Origin of the sequence: Mycobacterium aquaticum (assembly GCF_002086485.1) — a bacterium.
Taxonomy (GTDB): Bacteria; Actinomycetota; Actinomycetes; order Mycobacteriales; family Mycobacteriaceae; genus Mycobacterium; species Mycobacterium aquaticum.
The window spans coordinates 20279-37899 of record NZ_MVHF01000014.1 but is presented as its reverse complement, the minus strand read 5'-3'; the positions used below and the strand labels follow the sequence as shown (position 1 = coordinate 37899).

The window sequence follows — 17621 nt, the reverse complement described above, 5'->3', positions numbered from 1 at the left end:
GGCGGCTGCGGGAGATGCCATGACCAAGCAAGCTGACTTCAAACGCCGTGTCCGCGCGCGGATGAGCAAGACCGGCGAATCGTATGTGAGCGCACGTAATGCGTTGCTCGCCAAGGTATCCGATGAAATCGCTCCACTGCTGAACGCTGCCGGGATGGCCGACGCGCTGCATGTGAGCAACGGGGACGCCACCGACCTGGCGGGTACCGGGCTTGCGCGCCACATCCTCTACTGGCGCGATGTCCTGCACGAGGGCCCCGTCCCGGCCGTCGCCGCCGAAGAACTGAGCCGGATTCGAGCCGCGTTCCTGGCAGATGCCCTCGACGAAGACTTCGCTGCCATCGGTTCGACATTCGTCGAGCGCGACAACGTGCTGGCGGCCAACCGCGAGGGACAGTACGTGTTGTGGTTCGAGGCTGATCTTGTCGATCAGCTGCAGATCATCCAGATCTTGGACCGGTTGGCCGAGCTGGACGTGGATGCCGAGCGGATCACCCTGATCTGCATCGGTGAACACGCCGGAATCGCCCGCTTCGGTGGGCTCGGGGAGTTGGGTGCCGAGCAGTTGCGCGCGCTGCCCGGCACCAATGCGTGTGCACGGTTGACCACGTCGGCTCTGCAGCTTGCCACTCGGGCATGGGCGGCATTTCGGGCGCCCACGCCGACCGCACTGGGTAACATCGCTGAAACCCGTTCGGGGGAACTGCGTTTCCTCGGCGAGGCGTTCGAAAGGCTGAGCCGCGAGTACCCGTCGACACGCGACGGGCTGTCGCTCACCGAACGTCGCCTGCTGGCCGCGACCGCCGAAGGTGCATCCGATGCGGCAACCGCGTTTGTGCGGGCGAATGCCCGGGAGGCGCGCAGGTTCCTAGGTGATGGCTGGGGCTACGCGGCGATCCAGCGGCTGGCGACTGCTCCCGTGCCGCTGCTGGACGTGGATTCCGTTCGCGTCAATAGTGATACGGCAGTACGCATCACCGATGCCGGGCGGCGTGTGCTGGCCGGCGAGGACGACCACGTCACGCTCAACGGCGTCGACCGATGGATCGGCGGCGTGCACCTGTCCGGACACAACGTGGCTTGGCGTTGGGACGAGGGCACCGAATCGATTGTGGGAAGCGGCATTCGGGCAGACGGGTAGCGTCGATCTGCCGAGAGCTCGAGTCAGTGGAAGGGTGTACAATCGAATGTATGTTCGAGGAACTCGGCGACGCGGGACTTGTCGCGGAGATCGAGCGGGAAACGCGAGCGGCGGCAGCCGCTGATTCCCGCCGATTACGGCTGATTGCCGAGATGGTCAATCGCCGGGTTGCCGAGCAGGACGACGAGCTTTTGCATTGGGCGTGCGACTACTGGGACGCCGCGGCCGCCGAGATCGCGGCCGCGATGGGCATCGCACACCGCGCCGCATCGTAGGAGATGCGCATCGCGGTCGCGCTCGGCGACCGGTTTCCCCGGATGGCCGCCTTGTTCGACGAAGGGCGGGTCAGCTCCCGGCTGATCGCGACGATCACCTGGCGCGCGCTGCTGGTACTGGACGACGAGGCCCTGCGGCTGATCGACGAGGAGTTGGTCCAGCGCGTCACCGAGTGGGGTCCGATGTCGGCGGACAAACTCGAACAAGCCATCGACACCCTGATCGAACGGTACGACCCGGGCGCGCTCCGTCGGCTACGCGAAGCCGTCCGCGCCCGCGATGTGGGCCTGGGTAAGCCCGATGACGAGAGCGGGACCGTGTCACTGTGGGGTCGGCTGCTCGTCGCCGACGGCGCGGCATTGAAAAAGCGCATGAAGTATGTGCTCAGTGGCGTGTGCGCGGACGATCCCCGTACCGCCGGCCAACTCCGGTCCGACGCGATGGGCGTGATCGCTGTCCTCGGGGACAGGCTGCGCTGTCAGTGCGGCAATACCGACTGCCCGGCCAGTGCGCCTGACGCCCGTGGCGCCAACACTGTCGTCTATGTGTTGGCCGACAAGGCAGCGTTAGAGGCTGAGCCTGATCCCTACCTGTCCGGGGATCACGACACTATTCCGATCCCACGCGAGCAGGTGACCTCGGATGACGAACCTGATGCGTCCGGCGACCATGGCGGTGCGCCTGTCCCGCTAGAGCAGATGGATGAACGGAAGCCCAAGAAGAAACCGACAGCGGTCCTACTCGACGGTGGCGTGGTACCCACGCCATTGCTGGCAGAACTGATCGCCAACGGGGCGAAAGTCCGCGAACTCACAATGCCGTGTGATGAGCCCGAACCACGGTATCGACCGTCGGCGAAACTGGCCGCGTTCGTCCGCATGAGGGATATGACATGCATGTTCCCGGGGTGTGAGCGGCCCGCCGAGTTCTGCGACATCGACCACACCACGCCGTACCCCGACGGATGCACCCATGCGTCAAACACCAAGTGTTTGTGCAGGATTCATCATCTTTTGAAAACTTTCTGGGCGGGCTGGTCCGACCGTCAACTGCCCGACGGCAGCGTCGTGTGGACCACGCCGAGCGGTCTGAGCTATACCAGCCGACCGGGCAGTCAATTGTTCTTCCCGCACTGGAATACCACGACTGCGGAGTTGGCGCCGGCCGCCGCCGCATCGGCAACCACCGATCGCGGGGTCATGATGCCCCGCCGAAAACGCACGCGAGCCGCCCAGTGGGCCCGCCAGATCCGGGCCGAACGCGCGCGCAATGAAGCCCATCTCGCCGAGCGGGCCAAACCGCCGCCCGGCTGACGATTCGGGCGCACAATTGAGGCATCCGTCCGATACGGGAGGCGCTATGAACGATCAGCCCTATGACCTTTTCGGCGATGTCTTCCGGCGGTACTTCACCCGCGCGGTCGACGTGTATCCGCACGTGGGTAGACGGCTCGTGCACCAGTTACTGGCCTCGAGTGACGACGTCCAGGACCGGGTTGCCGAGGCGCGCCACGCCGCATTGGTGTGGAGCAGGGCTGAGTCCGCCGGCACCGGCATGACCTCGGAGTGCTTCGTGATCACCCAGTGCGGCCTGATGTACGCCGCGAATTTCGACGATGCGGGTCATCGATTGCACTACCTCGCCACGCCGTCCGGGTTGTTCGACGCGTTCATCGATCGGGTCGAAGACACCCCACTGCAATCCGGTGAAGTCGTTGCCGTCGATCGGAGGTGCAGCCACGATCTCGAAGCCGCGCATCCGATGGATGCCGCGTTGCGCCGGATCCTCGACGAGTTCGAGACCCTGCGGGTGGACGTGCGCGTCGCCTGACGCGGGATCAATCGCCCACCCGCGCCAGGTCGGCCTGCTTCGACCGCGAATTGTGTTGCTGGCCGCGCACGTTGGCTCTGGCGACCCGGTAGAGGAAGGCCGGGTGGAACAAGCGGGTGGGCGCATCTACCAAACCGGTGACCTTGAAGAATTGCGCATGCACGTCGGCGTCGGTCTCGCAGGCCGTCAGTACCCGCTGCACGAATCGGTTGGCCACCCGCATCGACGGCGTGCGGTGTCCTTCGACCTCGGGGAATGCCAGATCTGACCCCGCCGCCAGGTTCCACGCCACGCCGATCGATTTCGCGGCGGCTCTGAAATAGCGGCGCGACAGGTCCGTGGTGCCGCCACGCAACGCTTCCCGCAGTGCCACCGCGTCCATGGCTGCCACCGACATGCCCTGCCCGTAGATCGGGTTGAAGCTACACATCGCGTCGCCGCACACGAGCAGGCCCGCGGGGAATCGCTGCATGCGGTCGTAGCGCCGCCACTGGCTGGACGGGAGCCGATGCTGCACCACCGGGCTGATCGGCTCACCGGCCCGCGCGGCAGCCACGAGTCGCGGGGGAGCGAACTCGTCGGCGTAGGCCAGCATGCCGGGCAGGTCGCGGGGTGGCTCGCGGCCGACCATCCCGAACACCGTGAAGATCCACACGTCTTCCTCATAGCGGAACAGGAACATGCCGGCGGGCCGGCCCGGTACGGGACCGATGATGATCAGCATCTCCTCGAGGGTGCCCGGCGGGATCTTCAGTGTCTGGCTGACGTAGGTGGTGTGCATGACGATGCGGTCCTCGGGAGGACGTCCGTAGCCGAGCCGTTCCAGGCAGGCCGGGGTGTGTGCGCCGCGGCCTCGCGCGTCCATGACGAAATCGGCGGTGATCTGCTCTTCGTCTCCGCCGTTGTGGTCGGCGATGCGCGCGCCGGTGACGCGAGAACCATCCGCGGTCGCGGTCAGCTCGGAGACGTCGTGGCCGTCGCGGATCGTCACGTTGCCCATGGCCTGCAGTCGACGACGCACATGGCATTCCAGTAGCGGCCTGCTCGGCTGGTACAGCGCCAGTTCTTTGTAGTCGGCCGGCGTGCCCGGGGCCTGGCCGATGCGCCGCATGAGGTGCCCGCCGTAGGAAATGTAGAAGCGCGACAGATCGCCGTCGTCCCATACCGGCGCGCCCGCGGCCGCGAGTTCGTCGAGGATGCCGGGAAAGAACTCGCCGACCGTCTGGGCGCCGCGGGCCAGCAGGGCGTGGACATGCCGGCCCTGCGGAACGCCTCGACGGTTGCTCGGTGTCGCCGACAGCTCGTCGCGTTCGACGACGGTGACCGTGTCGTAGAAGTCCGAGAGCACCCGGGCGGCCAGCAGACCGCTGATGCTTCCACCCAGGACCAGTGCGTGCTCGCCCAGCTTTGCCATGGCTGGCATTGTCGGGTCGTACGGAAGGGCGGGCCTAGGGTAGGCGACTACCCTACTTACTTCTTCGCGGCGGCCTTCTTCGCTGGAGCCTTTTTGGCGGCAGCCTTTTTCGCCGGTGCCTTCCTGGCGGGCTTGGCCTCTGCGTCATCGGAGTCTTCGTCGGAGTCCTTGTCCGACTTGGCCGAACCGCCGCCCTTGCGGGCCTTCACCGAGGCCTCGAGCTTGGCGAGCAGGTCGGAGACATCCTCGGTCTCATCGAGATCTGCCGGCTGCTCCTCGACCGAGAATGCCTCGCCGCCTTCGAGTTTCGCCTGTACCAGCTCGTAGAGCTGAGCCTGGTAGTCGTCGCGGAACTGATCGGGGTGGAAGTCGTCGGTCATCGACTCGACCACCTGGCCTGCCATCTTCAGTTCGGCGGGCTTGATCTCGACGTCCTTGTCCAGCACCGGGAAATCGGGGTCGCGGATCTCGTCTGGCCACAGCAGGGTATGGATCACCATCACGTTGCGCTTGGAGAAATCCTTGACCCGCAACGCCGCGAGCCGGGTCTTGTTGCGCAGCGAGAAGTGCACGATGGCCACGCGCTCGGTCTCGGCGAGAGTCTTGGCCAGCAGCACATAGGACTTGGAGGACTTGGAATCGGGCTCGAGGAAGTAGCTCTTGTCGTACATCAGTGGGTCGAGCTGTTCGGCCGGGATGAACTCGACCACTTCGATCTCGCGGCTGCGTTCCTCGGGCAGGGTGGCGATGTCCTCGTCGGTGATCACCACCATCTGCCCGTCGTCGGATTCATAGGCCTTGTTGATGTCCCGGAATTCGACGACCTCGCCGCACACCTCGCATACCCGCTTGTATCGGATGCGCCCGTTGTCCTTGGCGTGCACCTGATGGAACTTGATGTCGTGGTCCTCGGTCGCGCTGTAGACCTTGACCGGTACGTTCACCAGGCCGAAGGCGATCGAACCCTTCCAGATGGATCGCATTTGCCCAGTATGGCCCACAGGGCTACCCGGGATGGCTCAACGCGTCGCGATCGGGCAGGTCGGCACCTGCTCGAGCGACCGTCCAGGCCGATGCGCGCGAGGCCCGGATGAGGGCGTCTTCCAGTGCGTCGGGGCTGATCGCGCGCAGGTGGCGGCGCTTGTCGGCGCCCAGCAGGCCCTGTTCCCAAAGGGCGTCGATGAGCCCGGCCATGAACGCGTCGCCGGCTCCCACGGTGTCCACCACCTCGACCGCCCGGGAGGGCACCCGCACCATTCCCGCCTCGCACAACGCGAACGCACCTTCGGGGCCCTCGGTCACCGCGACGATCGAGGGACCCATGGACAGCCAGGCGCGCGCGATCTTCTCCGGGGAGCTCCGCTTGTCGATCCAGCGCAGGTCCTCATCGCTGACCTTGACGATGTCGGAGTGTTCCACGAGGCGTTCGATACGGCCCCGCGCCGCGTCCTCATCGGTGATCAAAACCGGCCGCACGTTCGGATCGAATGTGATGGTGGCCGACAGGTGGTACGCGTCGAGCAGCGCGGCCACCGCCCGGCACCCGGGCTCCAGCACCGCGGCGATGGAACCGGTGTGCGCGACCAGCGGGGGACCCACCTCGGCTGTGCCGGAGAGTTGCCACTCCAGGTCGAAGGTGTAGCTCGGCGAGCCGTTCTTGAGGGTGACCTGCGCCGTGGGGGTGCGTTTCGCGGTCATGCTGCCCGAAACGAGGTCGACCCCAACGGCTTTGGCGTACTCAGCGATGCGTCGGCCGTGGGGATCGTCGGCGATGTGGGTGAGGAAGTCGACGTCGCGGCCCAGCCGGGCCAGCCCGAGTGCCACGTTGAGTGGGCTGCCGCCGACGTGCTCGCTGGTGATGGCGCCGCCTCGCTTGACGATGTCCACCAGTGCTTCGCCGATGACGAGAGCTCGGTTCATGATCGCAATGCCTCCAGAGTGGCTCGGGCGCCGACGCGATGCAGGGAATCCAGCGCCCACAGATAGGCCTCGACGAACCGGGGCTCGGACGCGAGGTCGCCGAACAAGGGGGTGTATTCGATGAAGGCGGTCGGGTTCTCGCGCTGCGACCGGGCCAGCGGTACGAGCGTCTCCGCCAGGGCGTCCTCGACGTTGATCGGTTCGCCTTGTTCGTCGACGCCCTCGGCGTAGCGCGCCCAGCTGGCCACCACGGCCGCCGACAGGCGAATCGGCGCACCGGTCCTCAGGTTCTCCCGGATGACCGGTAGCAGCCACTTCGGGATCCGGTCCGACGAGCCGAAGCACAACCGCACGATGGTGTCGCGCACGCCGGGGTTGGCGAAACGCTCGATCAGCGTGCGCTTGTAGTCGTCGAGGTCGATGCCCGGGACGGGCTCGAGTGTCGGTGTGCCCTCGGAATCCATGTAGTCCAACAGGAATTCGGCGAACAGCGGGTCGGCGGCCGCGTCGTGCACCAGGCGGTACCCGGCGAGGTAGCCGAAGTAGCAGAGCGCCTGATGACCGGCATTGAGCAGCCGCAGCTTCATCAGCTCGTAGGGCGTCACATCGTCGACCATGAGCACGCCGGCCTCCTCCAACGGAGGACGGCCGTCGGAGAATGAATCCTCCAGCACCCAGGACGTGAACGGCTCGGCCACCACCGGCCACTGATCGTTGATGCCGAACTCCGAGTGCACCGTCTCGATGACCTCGGGCGTGGTGACCGGGGTGATGCGGTCCACCATCGCGTTGGGGAAGCGCGTATGGGTGCTGATCCATTCGCCGAGGCCCGGATGGACCCGGTCGGCGTAGGTGGTGAACGTGTGCCGCGCCATGTCGCCGTTGCCCTCGATGTTGTCGCACGACACGATGGTCGGTGCGGGAATGCCACGGTCGCGCCGCAGCGCCAACGCGTCGGTCACCAGACCGAATACGTTGACCTCGTCGGGCGACACGGAGTCCAGATTGTAGCCACCCTCGGTGATGGTCAACGAGATGATCCGGGTGGACGGGCCGGCCAGGAGTTCGACGACACCTTCGGGATCGTCGGGGGCGTAGCGGTAGTCGACGATGGATCCGATCACGCGGGCCTCGCGGGTGCCGTCGGGGTGCACCAGCATCAGGGTGTAGAGCCCGTCCTGGGCGGCCATGACGTTGGCCATCTTGCGGTCCGACGGCAACACTCCGACGCCGCAGATGCCCCATTCGGTGGCCAAACCCTTCTGCAGCAGCCGGTCGATGTACATCGCCTGATGTGCGCGATGGAACCCGCCGACGCCGAAGTGCACGATGCCGACCTGTACCTGGTCGCGGTGGTAGTTGGGGCGCGCCGCGGTGGGCTTTTGCGTAGCGGATGTTGTGTGCGTCACATCTGTCATGTTAGCGTGATGAGCATCTACTCGCACCCATGAGCATCTGCTCACACTATCGGGAAGTGAGGTCCAGTGTCTGCACCGACACCAGAGGATCTACGACTCGCTCTGCGTGCGGCCTCGCTGTATTACCTCGACGGCCTCACCCAGGCCGAGATCGCAGCACGGCTCGGGGTCTCCCGCCCGACCGCAGGGCGCCTGGTCGCCAAGGCCAAGGCCAACGGCCTGGTGCGCGTCGAGGTCGTGGTTCCTCCCGGCCTGAGCGAAGACCTGCACGCCGACGAGGAACGCGAACTCGAACGGCGCTTCGGGCTCACCGAGGCGGTGGTCGCGGCCAACGCCGGACGGGCCGGCGCCGCCCTGCTGATGCGGCGCATCGCCGCCGCCGACGTACTCGGTTTCACCTGGGGCCCAGAGCAGGTCAGTGTCGCGAGCGCGCTGGTGCCGGGCGTGGCGAGTTGCCGTGCGGTGGTTCAGCTCGACGGCGCCATGTCCACCGCCGCGTATCAGACCGGCATCGAGCAGATCCTGACGCGGTGCGCGGACACTCTGCGCGCCGAGACCTTCCGGCTGCCCGCCCCGCTCTACGCCGACCCGGCGACCGTGGTCTCGATGCGCGGGGATTCGGTCATCTCGCGCACGCTCGACGCCGGCCGGAGCGCCGACACCATGCTGTTCGGGGTTGGCGCGGTATCGACCTCCACGACGCTGTTCGAGGGCAGCTTCCTGGACATCCGGATGCTCGACGAACTCGTCTCCCAGGGCGCCGTCGGCGAGATCGGCGGTCGCTTCTTCAACGCCCATGGTGAGCCCGTTCACCACGAACTGCAGCAGCGCGCGATGTCGGTGCCGCTGGAAGACATCCGCACGTGCGAGAAAACCATCCTGGTCTCCGGCGGCGCCGGCAAGTACCAGGCCATCCTCGGTGCCCTGCGCGGCAAGCTGGCCCGGCTGTTGGTATGCGATATCGATTGCGCCCGTTGGTTGTTGGCGCAGAAATGAGGTTGCCATGAGATTCGCAAGGAAGCTGGCCGCGGTCGTCGCGGCGGCCGGGCTGGCCCTGACGGCAGGTTGTGCCGGGGCCGGGTCGCTCGGCGCCACCGATCAGACCGTGACGATCGCGATGGTGTCGAACTCCCAGATGACCGACGCCCGCTCGCTGGCCAACCGGTTCGAGGCCGCCAACCCCGACATCAAACTGCGGTTCGTCACGCTGTCGGAGAACCAGGCCCGGGCCAAGATCACCGCGTCGACGGCGATGGGTGGCGGCGAATTCGACGTCGTGATGATCAGCAACTACGAAGCCCCGCAATGGGCCGAAAACGGCTGGCTGGTCAACCTTTCCGACTACGCACGCAACACTCCGGGCTATGACGAGAACGACTTCATCCCGTCGCTGCGCGAGTCGCTGTCGTACAAGGGCAACATGTATGCGGTGCCGTTCTACGGCGAATCCTCGTTCCTGATGTACCGCAAGGACCTGTTCGAGCAGGCCGGGATCGAGATGCCGCACAACCCGACCTGGCAGCAGGTCGCCGACGCCGCGGCCAAACTCGACAGCCAGGACATGGTCGGCATCTGCCTGCGCGGCAAGCCCGGCTGGGGTGAGGTGCTGGCCCCGCTGGACACCGTCATCAACACCTTCGGCGGCCGCTGGTACGACGAGAAATGGAACGCCCAGCTCACCAGCCCCGAGGTGGAGAAGGCCGTCAACTTCTACGTCGACCTGGTCCGCAACCACGGCGAACCCGGCGCCGCGACAAGCGGTTTCGGCGAATGCGCCACACAGTTCGCCCAAGGCCGGGCCGCGATGTGGTACGACGCGACGTCGGCGGTTTCGGTGCTGGAGGACCCCGCGTCCTCGAAGGTGGTCGGCAAGGTCGGCTACGCGATGGCGCCGACGGTCGAGAAGCCCAACTCCGGATGGCTCTACACCTGGGCGCTGGGAATCCCCAAGAGCAGCGACAAGCCCGACGCCGCATGGAAATTCATCTCCTGGATGACCGACCAGAACTACATCAAGCTGGTCGGCGAGCAGTTGGGCTGGGCACGGGTACCACCGGGCAGCCGGCTCTCGACCTACCAGATTCCTCAATATAAGGAAGCGGCAAAGGCATTCGGCCAGGTGACACTCGACTCGATCGAGGGCGCCACTCCCGCCAAGCCGACCGTGCAACCGGTGCCCTACACCGGGGTGCAGTTCCTGGCCATCCCGGAATTCCAGGACCTGGGAACCCGGGTGAGCCAGCAGATCAGCGCGGCGATCGCCGGCCAGAAGTCCGTCGCCGACGCGCTCGAACAGTCACAGAAGTACGCAGAAGTCGTCGGCAAGACCTACCAGGAGAAGCCATGACAACCAGTCAGTTACCGGCCGAAGCCGATTCGCTGACCGAGGCCGAGCACGTCGCACGGATCAAAGAGAAGCAGGATCCGGGAGTGTCGCGGGCCGAGGGTTGGCGCCGCCGCGGGCCTCTGCTGCCTGCGCTGATCTTCATGATCATCGTCACCCAGATCCCATTCCTGTTCACGCTGTACTACTCGACCCTGTCGTGGAACCTGGTTCGGCCGGGCTCCCGGCACTTCGTCGGGCTGCAGAACTACCTCGACGTCATCAAGGACGGCACCTTCTGGCAGGTGGCGATCAACACGGTGGTCATCATCGTCGCGACCGTGCTGCTCTCGGTGATCATCGGGCTGGCCCTGGCACTGCTGCTGGACCGGGTGTTCCTCGGCCGCGGCATCGTGCGCACGCTGCTCATCACCCCGTTCCTCGTGACACCCGTTGCGGGAGCACTGATGTGGAAGACCGCGATGCTCGACCCGGTGTTCGGCATCATCAACTGGGTGCTGTCCCCGCTGGGGCTCAAACACGTCGACTGGGTCAGCCAATTCCCGCTGACCTCGATCATCATCGCCCTGGTGTGGCAGTGGACCCCGTTCATGATGCTGCTGATCCTCGCGGGCCTGCAGTCCATGCCGCGCGACATCCTGGAAGCCGGCCGGGTCGACGGAGCCGGTGCGTTCCAACTGTTCCGTGAACTGACGTTGCCGCATCTGCGGCGGTTCATCGAACTGGGCACCGTGCTCGGGGCGATCTACCTGGTCAACACCTTCGACGCCATCTACATGATGACCCAGGGCGGGCCGGGTACCGCGAGTGCGAACCTGCCGTTCTACATCTACCAGCGCGCGTTCCTGGGCTTCGACATCGGCCAGGCCGCCGCGATGGGCGTGATCGTCGTGATCTTCACGATGATCATCGCGAGCTTCGCACTGCGATTGATCTTCAAATCGTTCACGGGCAAGGAGGAGGCGGCCTGATGAGTACCGTCACGACGAGCGCGACGCCGGAAACGGCGGCCAACAACGGAAAAGTCAAGCGGCGCAAGTTCGATCCGTGGGGCGTGGTGGCCTGGATCGTCGGCTTGGGATTCTTCTTCCCGGTGTTCTGGATGGTGCTGACCGCCTTCAAACAGGAGGTCGACGCCTACACCACAACGCCGAAGATCTTCTTCGTGCCGACCCTCGACGAGTTCAAGGCGGTGTTCGCCAACGGCGTCGGGACCAGCCTGCTGAACTCCCTCTACGCCACCACGGTGTCCACGGTCCTGGTGCTGGCCCTGGGTATCCCGGCCGCCTTCGCGCTGTCCCTCAAACCGGTGCGCAAAACCCAGGACGCGCTGTTCTTCTTCATGAGCACCAAGATGCTGCCGATCGTCGCGGCGATCATCCCGCTGTACGTGATCGTGTCGAACATCGGTCTGCTGGACAACATCTGGGCACTGATCATCCTGTACACCTCGATGAACCTGCCGATCGCGGTATGGATGATGCGGTCCTTCTTCCTGGAGGTGCCCGGTGAACTCTTGGAGGCCGCGAGCCTCGACGGCGCCAGCACCTGGCGCTCGGTGCGGGAGGTGATCCTGCCGCTCGTCTCACCCGGAATCGCGGCCACGGCACTGATCTGCGTGATCTTCGCCTGGAACGAGTTCTTCTTCGCGGTGAATCTCACTGCGGTGCAAGCCCAGACCATGCCGGTGTTCCTGGTCGGCTTCATCGCGGGTGAGGGCCTGTACTGGGCCAAGCTGTGCGCGGCGGCGACGATGGCCGCGCTTCCGGTGGTTCTCGCGGGCTGGATCGCGCAGAACAAGCTGGTTCGTGGTCTGTCCTTCGGCGCCATCAAGTAGGGAGTTAAAACAAATGGCTGCAATCACTTACCGCAACGCCTCGTGCATCTACGAGGGCTCGGACAAGCTCGCGGTCGACTCGCTGAACCTCGACATCGCCGACGGCGAGTTCGTGGTGCTCGTCGGCCCGTCCGGATCCGGGAAGAGCACCGCGCTGCGGATGCTGGCCGGGCTGGAGGACATCGACGAGGGCGCCATCGAGATCGGCGGCAAGGACATGACGGGCGTGCCGTCCAAGGACCGCGACATCGCGATGGTGTTCCAGAACTACGCGCTGTACCCGACCAAGACCGTCGCCGAGAACATGGGCTTCGCCCTGAAGCTGCGTGGTGTGCCCGCCGACGAGCGGCGCCGCAAAGTCGAGGAAGCCGCGAAACTCCTTGACCTGGAGCCGTTCCTGGACCGCAAGCCCGCTAAGCTCTCCGGTGGTCAACGGCAGCGCGTCGCCATGGGGCGTGCCATCGTGCGGGAGCCGCAGGTGTTCTGCATGGACGAGCCGCTGTCGAACCTGGACGCCAAGCTGCGGGTGCAGACCCGCACCCAGATCGCCGCGCTGCAGCGCCGGTTGGGTACCACCACCGTCTACGTCACCCACGACCAGGTGGAGGCCATGACGATGGGGGACCGGGTTGCGGTGCTGCGCAACGGGAAGTTGCAGCAGTTCGCTTCACCGTCGGAGCTCTACGACAAGCCGGTCAACGAATTCGTCGCCGGCTTCATCGGATCGCCCGCGATGAACCTGGTCAAACTGCCTGTCGTCGCCGACGGTGTGCAGGTGAGCGAGAGTTCGACGCTGGAGCTCGAGCGCGAACAGCTCACCCGGTTGAACGGTCTGCCCGAGGTCACCATCGGCATCCGGCCCGAGCAACTGGAGATCGTCGACTCCGGCGGCATCGAGGTGGTGGTCGACCTGGTCGAGGATCTCGGCAGCGAGGCCTACGTCTACACGCACGCGGGTTCGGGCTCGGGTGTGGAGCTGGTCGCCCGGTGCAACCCGCGCACCGCGCCGAAGCTGGCCGAGACCGTACGGTTGCGCAAGCATCCCGACGGCGTCGTGCACCTGTTCCACCCGCAGACGGGGGCTCGCATCTAGCCTGGGGTGATGGAGCGCTACGAACGGGTTCGGCTGACGAACCCCGACAAGGTGCTCTATCCCGCCACCGGCACCACCAAAGCCGAGGTGTTCGACTACTACCTCAGCATCGCCGAGGTCATGCTGCCGCACATGGCGGGCCGGCCGGTGACCCGCAAGCGCTGGCCCAACGGGGTCGACGAGGCGTCGTTTTTCGAGAAGCAACTCGCATCGTCGGCGCCGGATTGGCTGGCGCGCGGCACCATCGTGCACAAGTCCGGAACGACGACCTACCCGGTCATCGACACCCGTGAGGGGCTGGCCTGGATCGCGCAGCAGGCCGCGTTGGAAGTGCATGTCCCGCAATGGCGATTCGACCACGGTGAGGTGGGGCCCGCGACGCGGATCGTGTTCGACCTCGATCCCGGCGAAGGGGTCACCATGCCGCAGCTGTGCGAGGTGGCCCAGGCGGTGCGTGAGCTGATGAGTGACATCGGCTTGACGACGTACCCGCTGACCAGCGGCAGCAAGGGCCTGCATCTGTATGTGCCGCTGGCCGATCCGGTCAGCTCGCAGGGGGCGTCGGTGCTCGCGCGGCGGGTGGCCCAGCAGCTGGAGCACGCCATGCCGCAACAGGTGACGGCCACCATGACCAAGAGCCTGCGAGCAGGCAAGGTGTTCCTGGACTGGAGCCAGAACAACGCCGCCAAGACCACCATCGCCCCGTATTCGCTGCGGGGCCGGGAGTATCCGACGGTCGCCGCGCCCCGCACCTGGGACGAGGTCGGTGACCCGGATTTACGGCATCTGCGATTCGACGAAGTGCTGCAGCGGGTTTCACGCGACGGTGACCTGCTCGCCGGGCTCGACGTCGACGCCCCCGTGGCCGACAAACTCACCACCTACCGCAGCATGCGCGATGCGGCGAAGACGCCGGAGCCGGTGCCCAAAAGCGTTGTCCCGACCGGCAACAACGACCGATTCGTGATCCAGGAGCACCACGCCCGCCGCCTGCACTACGACCTGCGGCTGGAACGCGACGGCGTGCTGGTGAGCTGGGCCGTCCCCAAGAACCTGCCCGAGACGACGTCCGTCAATCATCTTGCGGTGCACACCGAGGACCATCCCATCGAGTATCTGGACTTCCACGGCACCATCCCGAAAGGGGAGTACGGCGCGGGCAACATGATCATCTGGGACACCGGAACCTATGAGGCCGAGAAGTTCCGCGTCAACGACGATCCCGCTGCCAAGAACGGCGAGGTCATCTTCACGCTGCGCGGCAGCCGCCTCGACGGCCGCTACGCCCTCATCCAGACCGAAGGCAAGAACTGGCTCGCGCACCGGATGAAGGATCAGCCCCGGGTGCAGTTGCAGGACTTCGCGCCGATGCTGGCCACCGAGGGGTCCGTCGCCAAACTCAAGGAATCCCAATGGGCTTTCGAAGGTAAGTGGGACGGCTACCGGCTGCTGGTCGATGCCGACCACGGGCGGCTGCAGCTGCGCTCACGCAGCGGACGCGACGTCACCGGCGAGTATCCGCAACTGCAGGCGCTCGCCGCCGATCTCGCCGACCATCACGTGATCCTCGACGGCGAGGTCGTCGCGCTCGACGAGGCCGGCGTACCGAGTTTCGGTGAGATGCAGAACCGGGCCCGGTCCGCCCGCGTCGAGTTCTGGGCGTTCGACATTCTGCTGCTCGACGGGCGATCGTTGTTGCGGGCCAAGTACACCGATCGCCGTCGGCTGCTGGAGGCGCTGGCCGCCGGTGGCGGGCTGATCGTGCCGCCGCTGCTGCCCGGTGACGGGCCCGAGGCCATGAACCACGCCCGCGAACAGCGATTCGAAGGCGTCGTCGCCAAGAAGCGCGATACCACTTATCAACCCGGTCGGCGCTCGGCGTCGTGGATCAAGGACAAGTTCTGGAACACCCAGGAGGTGGTGATCGGTGGCTGGCGTCAAGGTGAGGGCGGTCGCAGCAGCGGTATCGGCGCACTGATGCTGGGAATTCCGGCCGATGGCGGGCTGCACTTCGCCGGCCGTGTCGGTACGGGCTTCACCGAGAAGGAACTGGGCAAGCTCAAGAAGCTGCTGGCTCCGCTGCACACCGACGAATCACCGTTCAACGCACCGCTTCCCACGCTCGACGCGCGAGGGGTGACGTTCGTGAAGCCCGAGTTGGTCGCCGAGGTGCGCTACAGCGAGCGCACGTCCGACAACCGGCTGCGCCAGCCGAGCTGGCGGGGCCTGCGCCCGGACAAGACGCCCGACGAGGTGGTGTGGGAGTGATCGCGTCTCTGCGGTGATCAGTCGTGTTTCGCCGCGTAGCGCAGCAGGACCGTGCCGCCGGGGAAGGTACGGTTCTCCAACAGCCGCAGCGAGATCCATGACGGCAGCGTCGGGAAGAACGGCGTGCCGCCGCCCACGGCGATGGGCGCGATGACGATCCGGTATTCGTCCACCAGGCCGGCCTGCACAATCGGCGCGGCCAGCGTCGCACCGGCGACCTCCAGGTTGCCGTCGGTTTCGGCTTTCAGTTTCCGCACCACCTCGACCGGGTCGCCGCGTTCCAGGCGGGAGTTCCAGTCGACGGCCTCCAAGGTGCGCGAGAACACGACCTTGGGCATGGCGCGCCAGATGCGGGCGAAGTCGACGATCAGCGGGGTGGCATCCGGGGCTTCGTCGGCGGTCGGCCAGTACGCGGACATCAGTTCGTAGAGCCGCCGGCCGTAGCACGAGCACGCGGTCTGCCGCTCGAAGTCGTTCCAGTACTGGTGCAGTTCGTCGCTCGGTTCGGACCAGTCGATGTTGCCTTGTGCGTCGGCGATGTACCCGTCCACCGACACGTTGAAGCCATAGATGAGTTTGCCCACGTAGTTCAGACTGCCCTGGTAGGCGAAAATCATCGCCACGCGACACGATCTCGGTGTCGAGTCACCGAGACTGACGTGAGGGACAAATTCCGCGATGCTTTTGTCCCTGAGGTGAGTTTCGGCGCGGCCACGTGATGCCCAACGCAGAACCGTCAGCGGACGGTGGCCAGGGCCACGGCTTCCTGTAGTCCGCGAGTTGCCAACTCGTCGGCCAATTCGTTGTCGGCGATACCCGCGTGGCCTTTCACCCAGAACCACTCGACCTGGTGCCGCGCGCAGGCGGCCTGCAGCCGCTGCCATAGGTCGACGTTCTTCACCGGGAGCTTCGCCGCGGTCAGCCAGCCGTTGCGTTCCCAGCCGAGCACCCACTTGGTGATGCCGTTGCGGACATAGGTGCTGTCGGTGAAGAGGTGGACGACCACGGGTCTGGTGAGTGCCTCCAGCGCCATGATCGGTGCTGTCAGTTCCATCCGGTTGTTGCTGGTGACTCCTGGGTCGCCACCGCACATTTCGCGGACGTGTTCCCGGTGACGCAGCACCGCGCCCCAGCCGCCGGGGCCGGGATTCGGTCGGCACCCGCCGTCGGTGTGGATGACGACGATGTTGTCGCTCATCGGTTCTCGAGGGCTTCACGCAGCAGTCGCACGGCTCTCGGGCCGACACCATGGAGGGTGAGAAGCCCGTCGAGATCTGCGGGAAGGTCGGCAAGTCCGCGGTACCCGGCATCGATGAGCGCGCCTGTCGCAGGCCTGCCGATCCGGATGCCGTCGAAGGCGGGGCCACGGTCGGCGGGTGCGGTCATGGCCTGAGGATAGGCAGTCCGGCTCCGACCGTGTCATGGGCGCGCCGAGATCACCGCCGTGCGGACCGACATCCCGAGGTCGCGATGCCGCAGCGTGCTGATGCGGCGTCCGGGCTGGACCGCATCTTTCACCGGACCTATGCGATCGCCGAAGAATGTGGCCGTCGCATCGATGTCTGCGACGACGTAGGTGATGCCCCACAGCGACGAGGGTCCCGCGCTCGCGGTCTCGGGCGATCCGACCACCTCGAGGATCACCTCGCCGAATCGGAAGAAGATCTGGCGGATCCGTCGGCCGCCGAGTTCGCCGTCGCGTTCCCGGCGCGGGTCCACGCCGACGGCGGCCAGCGCTGCCGCGGTGCGCCCCAGGTCGGGGGAGAGCAGCACGACGTGGTCGATGCCGGTCACTCCATTCGGGTGCGTGGCAGGCCGGGCGGCGGCAGCGTTCGACGGCCGTGTCGAGATGCCGTCGAGGTGATCGGGAAATGCTGGAGGCAGGCCGCGCAACGACCATCCGACGATGCCGCTGCCTCGGTCTTGCCCCACCAGTGCGATACGGACACCTCCGACGCGACAGATGGAATCTGCGTCGACACTGAATCCGGCGTGCACCCATGCGTCCGCGGGATCGGCAATCTGCAATTCGTCGACGGTGATGCTCATGGCCGAGCCCAGCCTACGTCGCGCCGGCGCC

At 66.1% G+C, this 17621-nt stretch carries 18 protein-coding genes; 10 read left to right on the top strand and 8 right to left on the bottom strand.

Annotated elements, in window-relative coordinates:
• Positions 1-19: 19 nt before the first annotated feature.
• The 4 genes from BST13_RS15625 to BST13_RS15615 are packed head-to-tail and all read left to right on the top strand — an operon-like array spanning position 20 to position 3247.
• Entirely contained in the window at positions 20-1141 is a 1122-nt protein-coding gene (locus tag BST13_RS15625; protein ID WP_211296100.1) for a hypothetical protein, read from the top strand.
• Between the two features lie 50 nt (positions 1142-1191).
• On the top strand, positions 1192-1416 hold the full coding sequence (locus BST13_RS40320; RefSeq protein WP_342744298.1) for a hypothetical protein: 225 nt from the start codon (positions 1192-1194) through the stop codon (positions 1414-1416).
• Between the two features lie 3 nt (positions 1417-1419).
• A complete protein-coding gene (locus BST13_RS15620) occupies positions 1420-2730 on the top strand; it encodes an HNH endonuclease signature motif containing protein (RefSeq protein ID WP_342744297.1) in 1311 nt (436 codons plus the stop codon).
• Positions 2731-2776: 46 nt separating this feature from the next.
• Positions 2777-3247 carry a glucose-6-phosphate dehydrogenase gene (locus BST13_RS15615; RefSeq protein WP_083164940.1) on the top strand — a complete coding sequence of 157 codons (471 nt, stop codon included), beginning with the start codon at positions 2777-2779 and terminating at the stop codon, positions 3245-3247.
• Positions 3248-3254: 7 nt separating this feature from the next.
• Here the strand turns inward: BST13_RS15615 and BST13_RS15610 are convergent, their stop codons facing one another.
• The 4 genes from BST13_RS15610 to BST13_RS15595 are packed head-to-tail and all read right to left on the bottom strand — an operon-like array spanning position 3255 to position 7999.
• A complete protein-coding gene (locus tag BST13_RS15610) occupies positions 3255-4661 on the bottom strand; it encodes an FAD-dependent oxidoreductase (RefSeq protein WP_083164939.1) in 1407 nt (468 codons plus the stop codon).
• A gap of 56 nt (positions 4662-4717) precedes the next feature.
• The gene (gene ku, locus BST13_RS15605; protein ID WP_083164938.1) at positions 4718-5644 is read right to left on the bottom strand and encodes a non-homologous end joining protein Ku; all 927 of its coding nucleotides are present in this window, start codon (positions 5642-5644) and stop codon (positions 4718-4720) included.
• A gap of 22 nt (positions 5645-5666) precedes the next feature.
• Positions 5667-6581, bottom strand: coding sequence for a carbohydrate kinase family protein (locus BST13_RS15600; protein WP_083164937.1), 915 nt, complete (start codon positions 6579-6581; stop codon positions 5667-5669).
• Positions 6578-7999 (bottom strand): mannitol dehydrogenase family protein, encoded by a 1422-nt coding sequence (locus BST13_RS15595; protein WP_083164936.1) that lies wholly within the window; start codon positions 7997-7999, stop codon positions 6578-6580. Before BST13_RS15595 ends, BST13_RS15600 begins: the two co-directional genes overlap by 4 nt.
• A gap of 66 nt (positions 8000-8065) precedes the next feature.
• Here BST13_RS15595 and BST13_RS15590 point away from each other — a divergent pair, with 66 nt between their 5' ends.
• Genes BST13_RS15590 through BST13_RS15565 form a run of 6 tightly spaced genes read left to right on the top strand, consistent with a single transcriptional unit; the run spans position 8066 to position 15541 of the window.
• Entirely contained in the window at positions 8066-8995 is a 930-nt protein-coding gene (locus tag BST13_RS15590; protein WP_083164935.1) for a sugar-binding transcriptional regulator, read from the top strand.
• A 7-nt stretch (positions 8996-9002) separates the two neighbouring features.
• Positions 9003-10346 (top strand): ABC transporter substrate-binding protein, encoded by a 1344-nt coding sequence (locus tag BST13_RS15585; protein WP_083164934.1) that lies wholly within the window; start codon positions 9003-9005, stop codon positions 10344-10346.
• Positions 10343-11314, top strand: a complete 972-nt coding sequence (locus tag BST13_RS15580) for a carbohydrate ABC transporter permease (protein WP_083164933.1) — start codon at positions 10343-10345, stop codon at positions 11312-11314. The genes BST13_RS15585 and BST13_RS15580 overlap by 4 nt, the downstream gene beginning before the upstream one ends.
• On the top strand, positions 11314-12180 hold the full coding sequence (locus tag BST13_RS15575; RefSeq protein ID WP_083164932.1) for a carbohydrate ABC transporter permease: 867 nt from the start codon (positions 11314-11316) through the stop codon (positions 12178-12180). The genes BST13_RS15580 and BST13_RS15575 overlap by 1 nt, the downstream gene beginning before the upstream one ends.
• A 13-nt stretch (positions 12181-12193) precedes the next feature.
• The gene (locus tag BST13_RS15570) at positions 12194-13273 is read left to right on the top strand and encodes an ABC transporter ATP-binding protein (protein ID WP_083164931.1); all 1080 of its coding nucleotides are present in this window, start codon (positions 12194-12196) and stop codon (positions 13271-13273) included.
• Positions 13274-13282: 9 nt separating this feature from the next.
• Positions 13283-15541 carry an ATP-dependent DNA ligase gene (locus BST13_RS15565; RefSeq protein WP_095533565.1) on the top strand — a complete coding sequence of 753 codons (2259 nt, stop codon included), beginning with the start codon at positions 13283-13285 and terminating at the stop codon, positions 15539-15541.
• 17 nt (positions 15542-15558) lie between these two features.
• Here BST13_RS15565 and BST13_RS15560 read toward each other — a convergent pair whose 3' ends face one another.
• From BST13_RS15560 to BST13_RS15545, 4 genes are all read right to left on the bottom strand, one after another.
• The gene (locus tag BST13_RS15560; RefSeq protein ID WP_083165029.1) at positions 15559-16125 is read right to left on the bottom strand and encodes a dihydrofolate reductase family protein; all 567 of its coding nucleotides are present in this window, start codon (positions 16123-16125) and stop codon (positions 15559-15561) included.
• A gap of 152 nt (positions 16126-16277) precedes the next feature.
• On the bottom strand, positions 16278-16739 hold the full coding sequence (rnhA, locus tag BST13_RS15555; protein WP_083164929.1) for a ribonuclease HI: 462 nt from the start codon (positions 16737-16739) through the stop codon (positions 16278-16280).
• Entirely contained in the window at positions 16736-16927 is a 192-nt protein-coding gene (locus BST13_RS15550) for a hypothetical protein (RefSeq protein ID WP_083164928.1), read from the bottom strand. The genes rnhA and BST13_RS15550 overlap by 4 nt, the downstream gene beginning before the upstream one ends.
• A gap of 33 nt (positions 16928-16960) precedes the next feature.
• Positions 16961-17590, bottom strand: coding sequence for a VOC family protein (locus BST13_RS15545; RefSeq protein ID WP_083164927.1), 630 nt, complete (start codon positions 17588-17590; stop codon positions 16961-16963).
• Between the last annotated feature and the right edge of the window lie 31 nt (positions 17591-17621).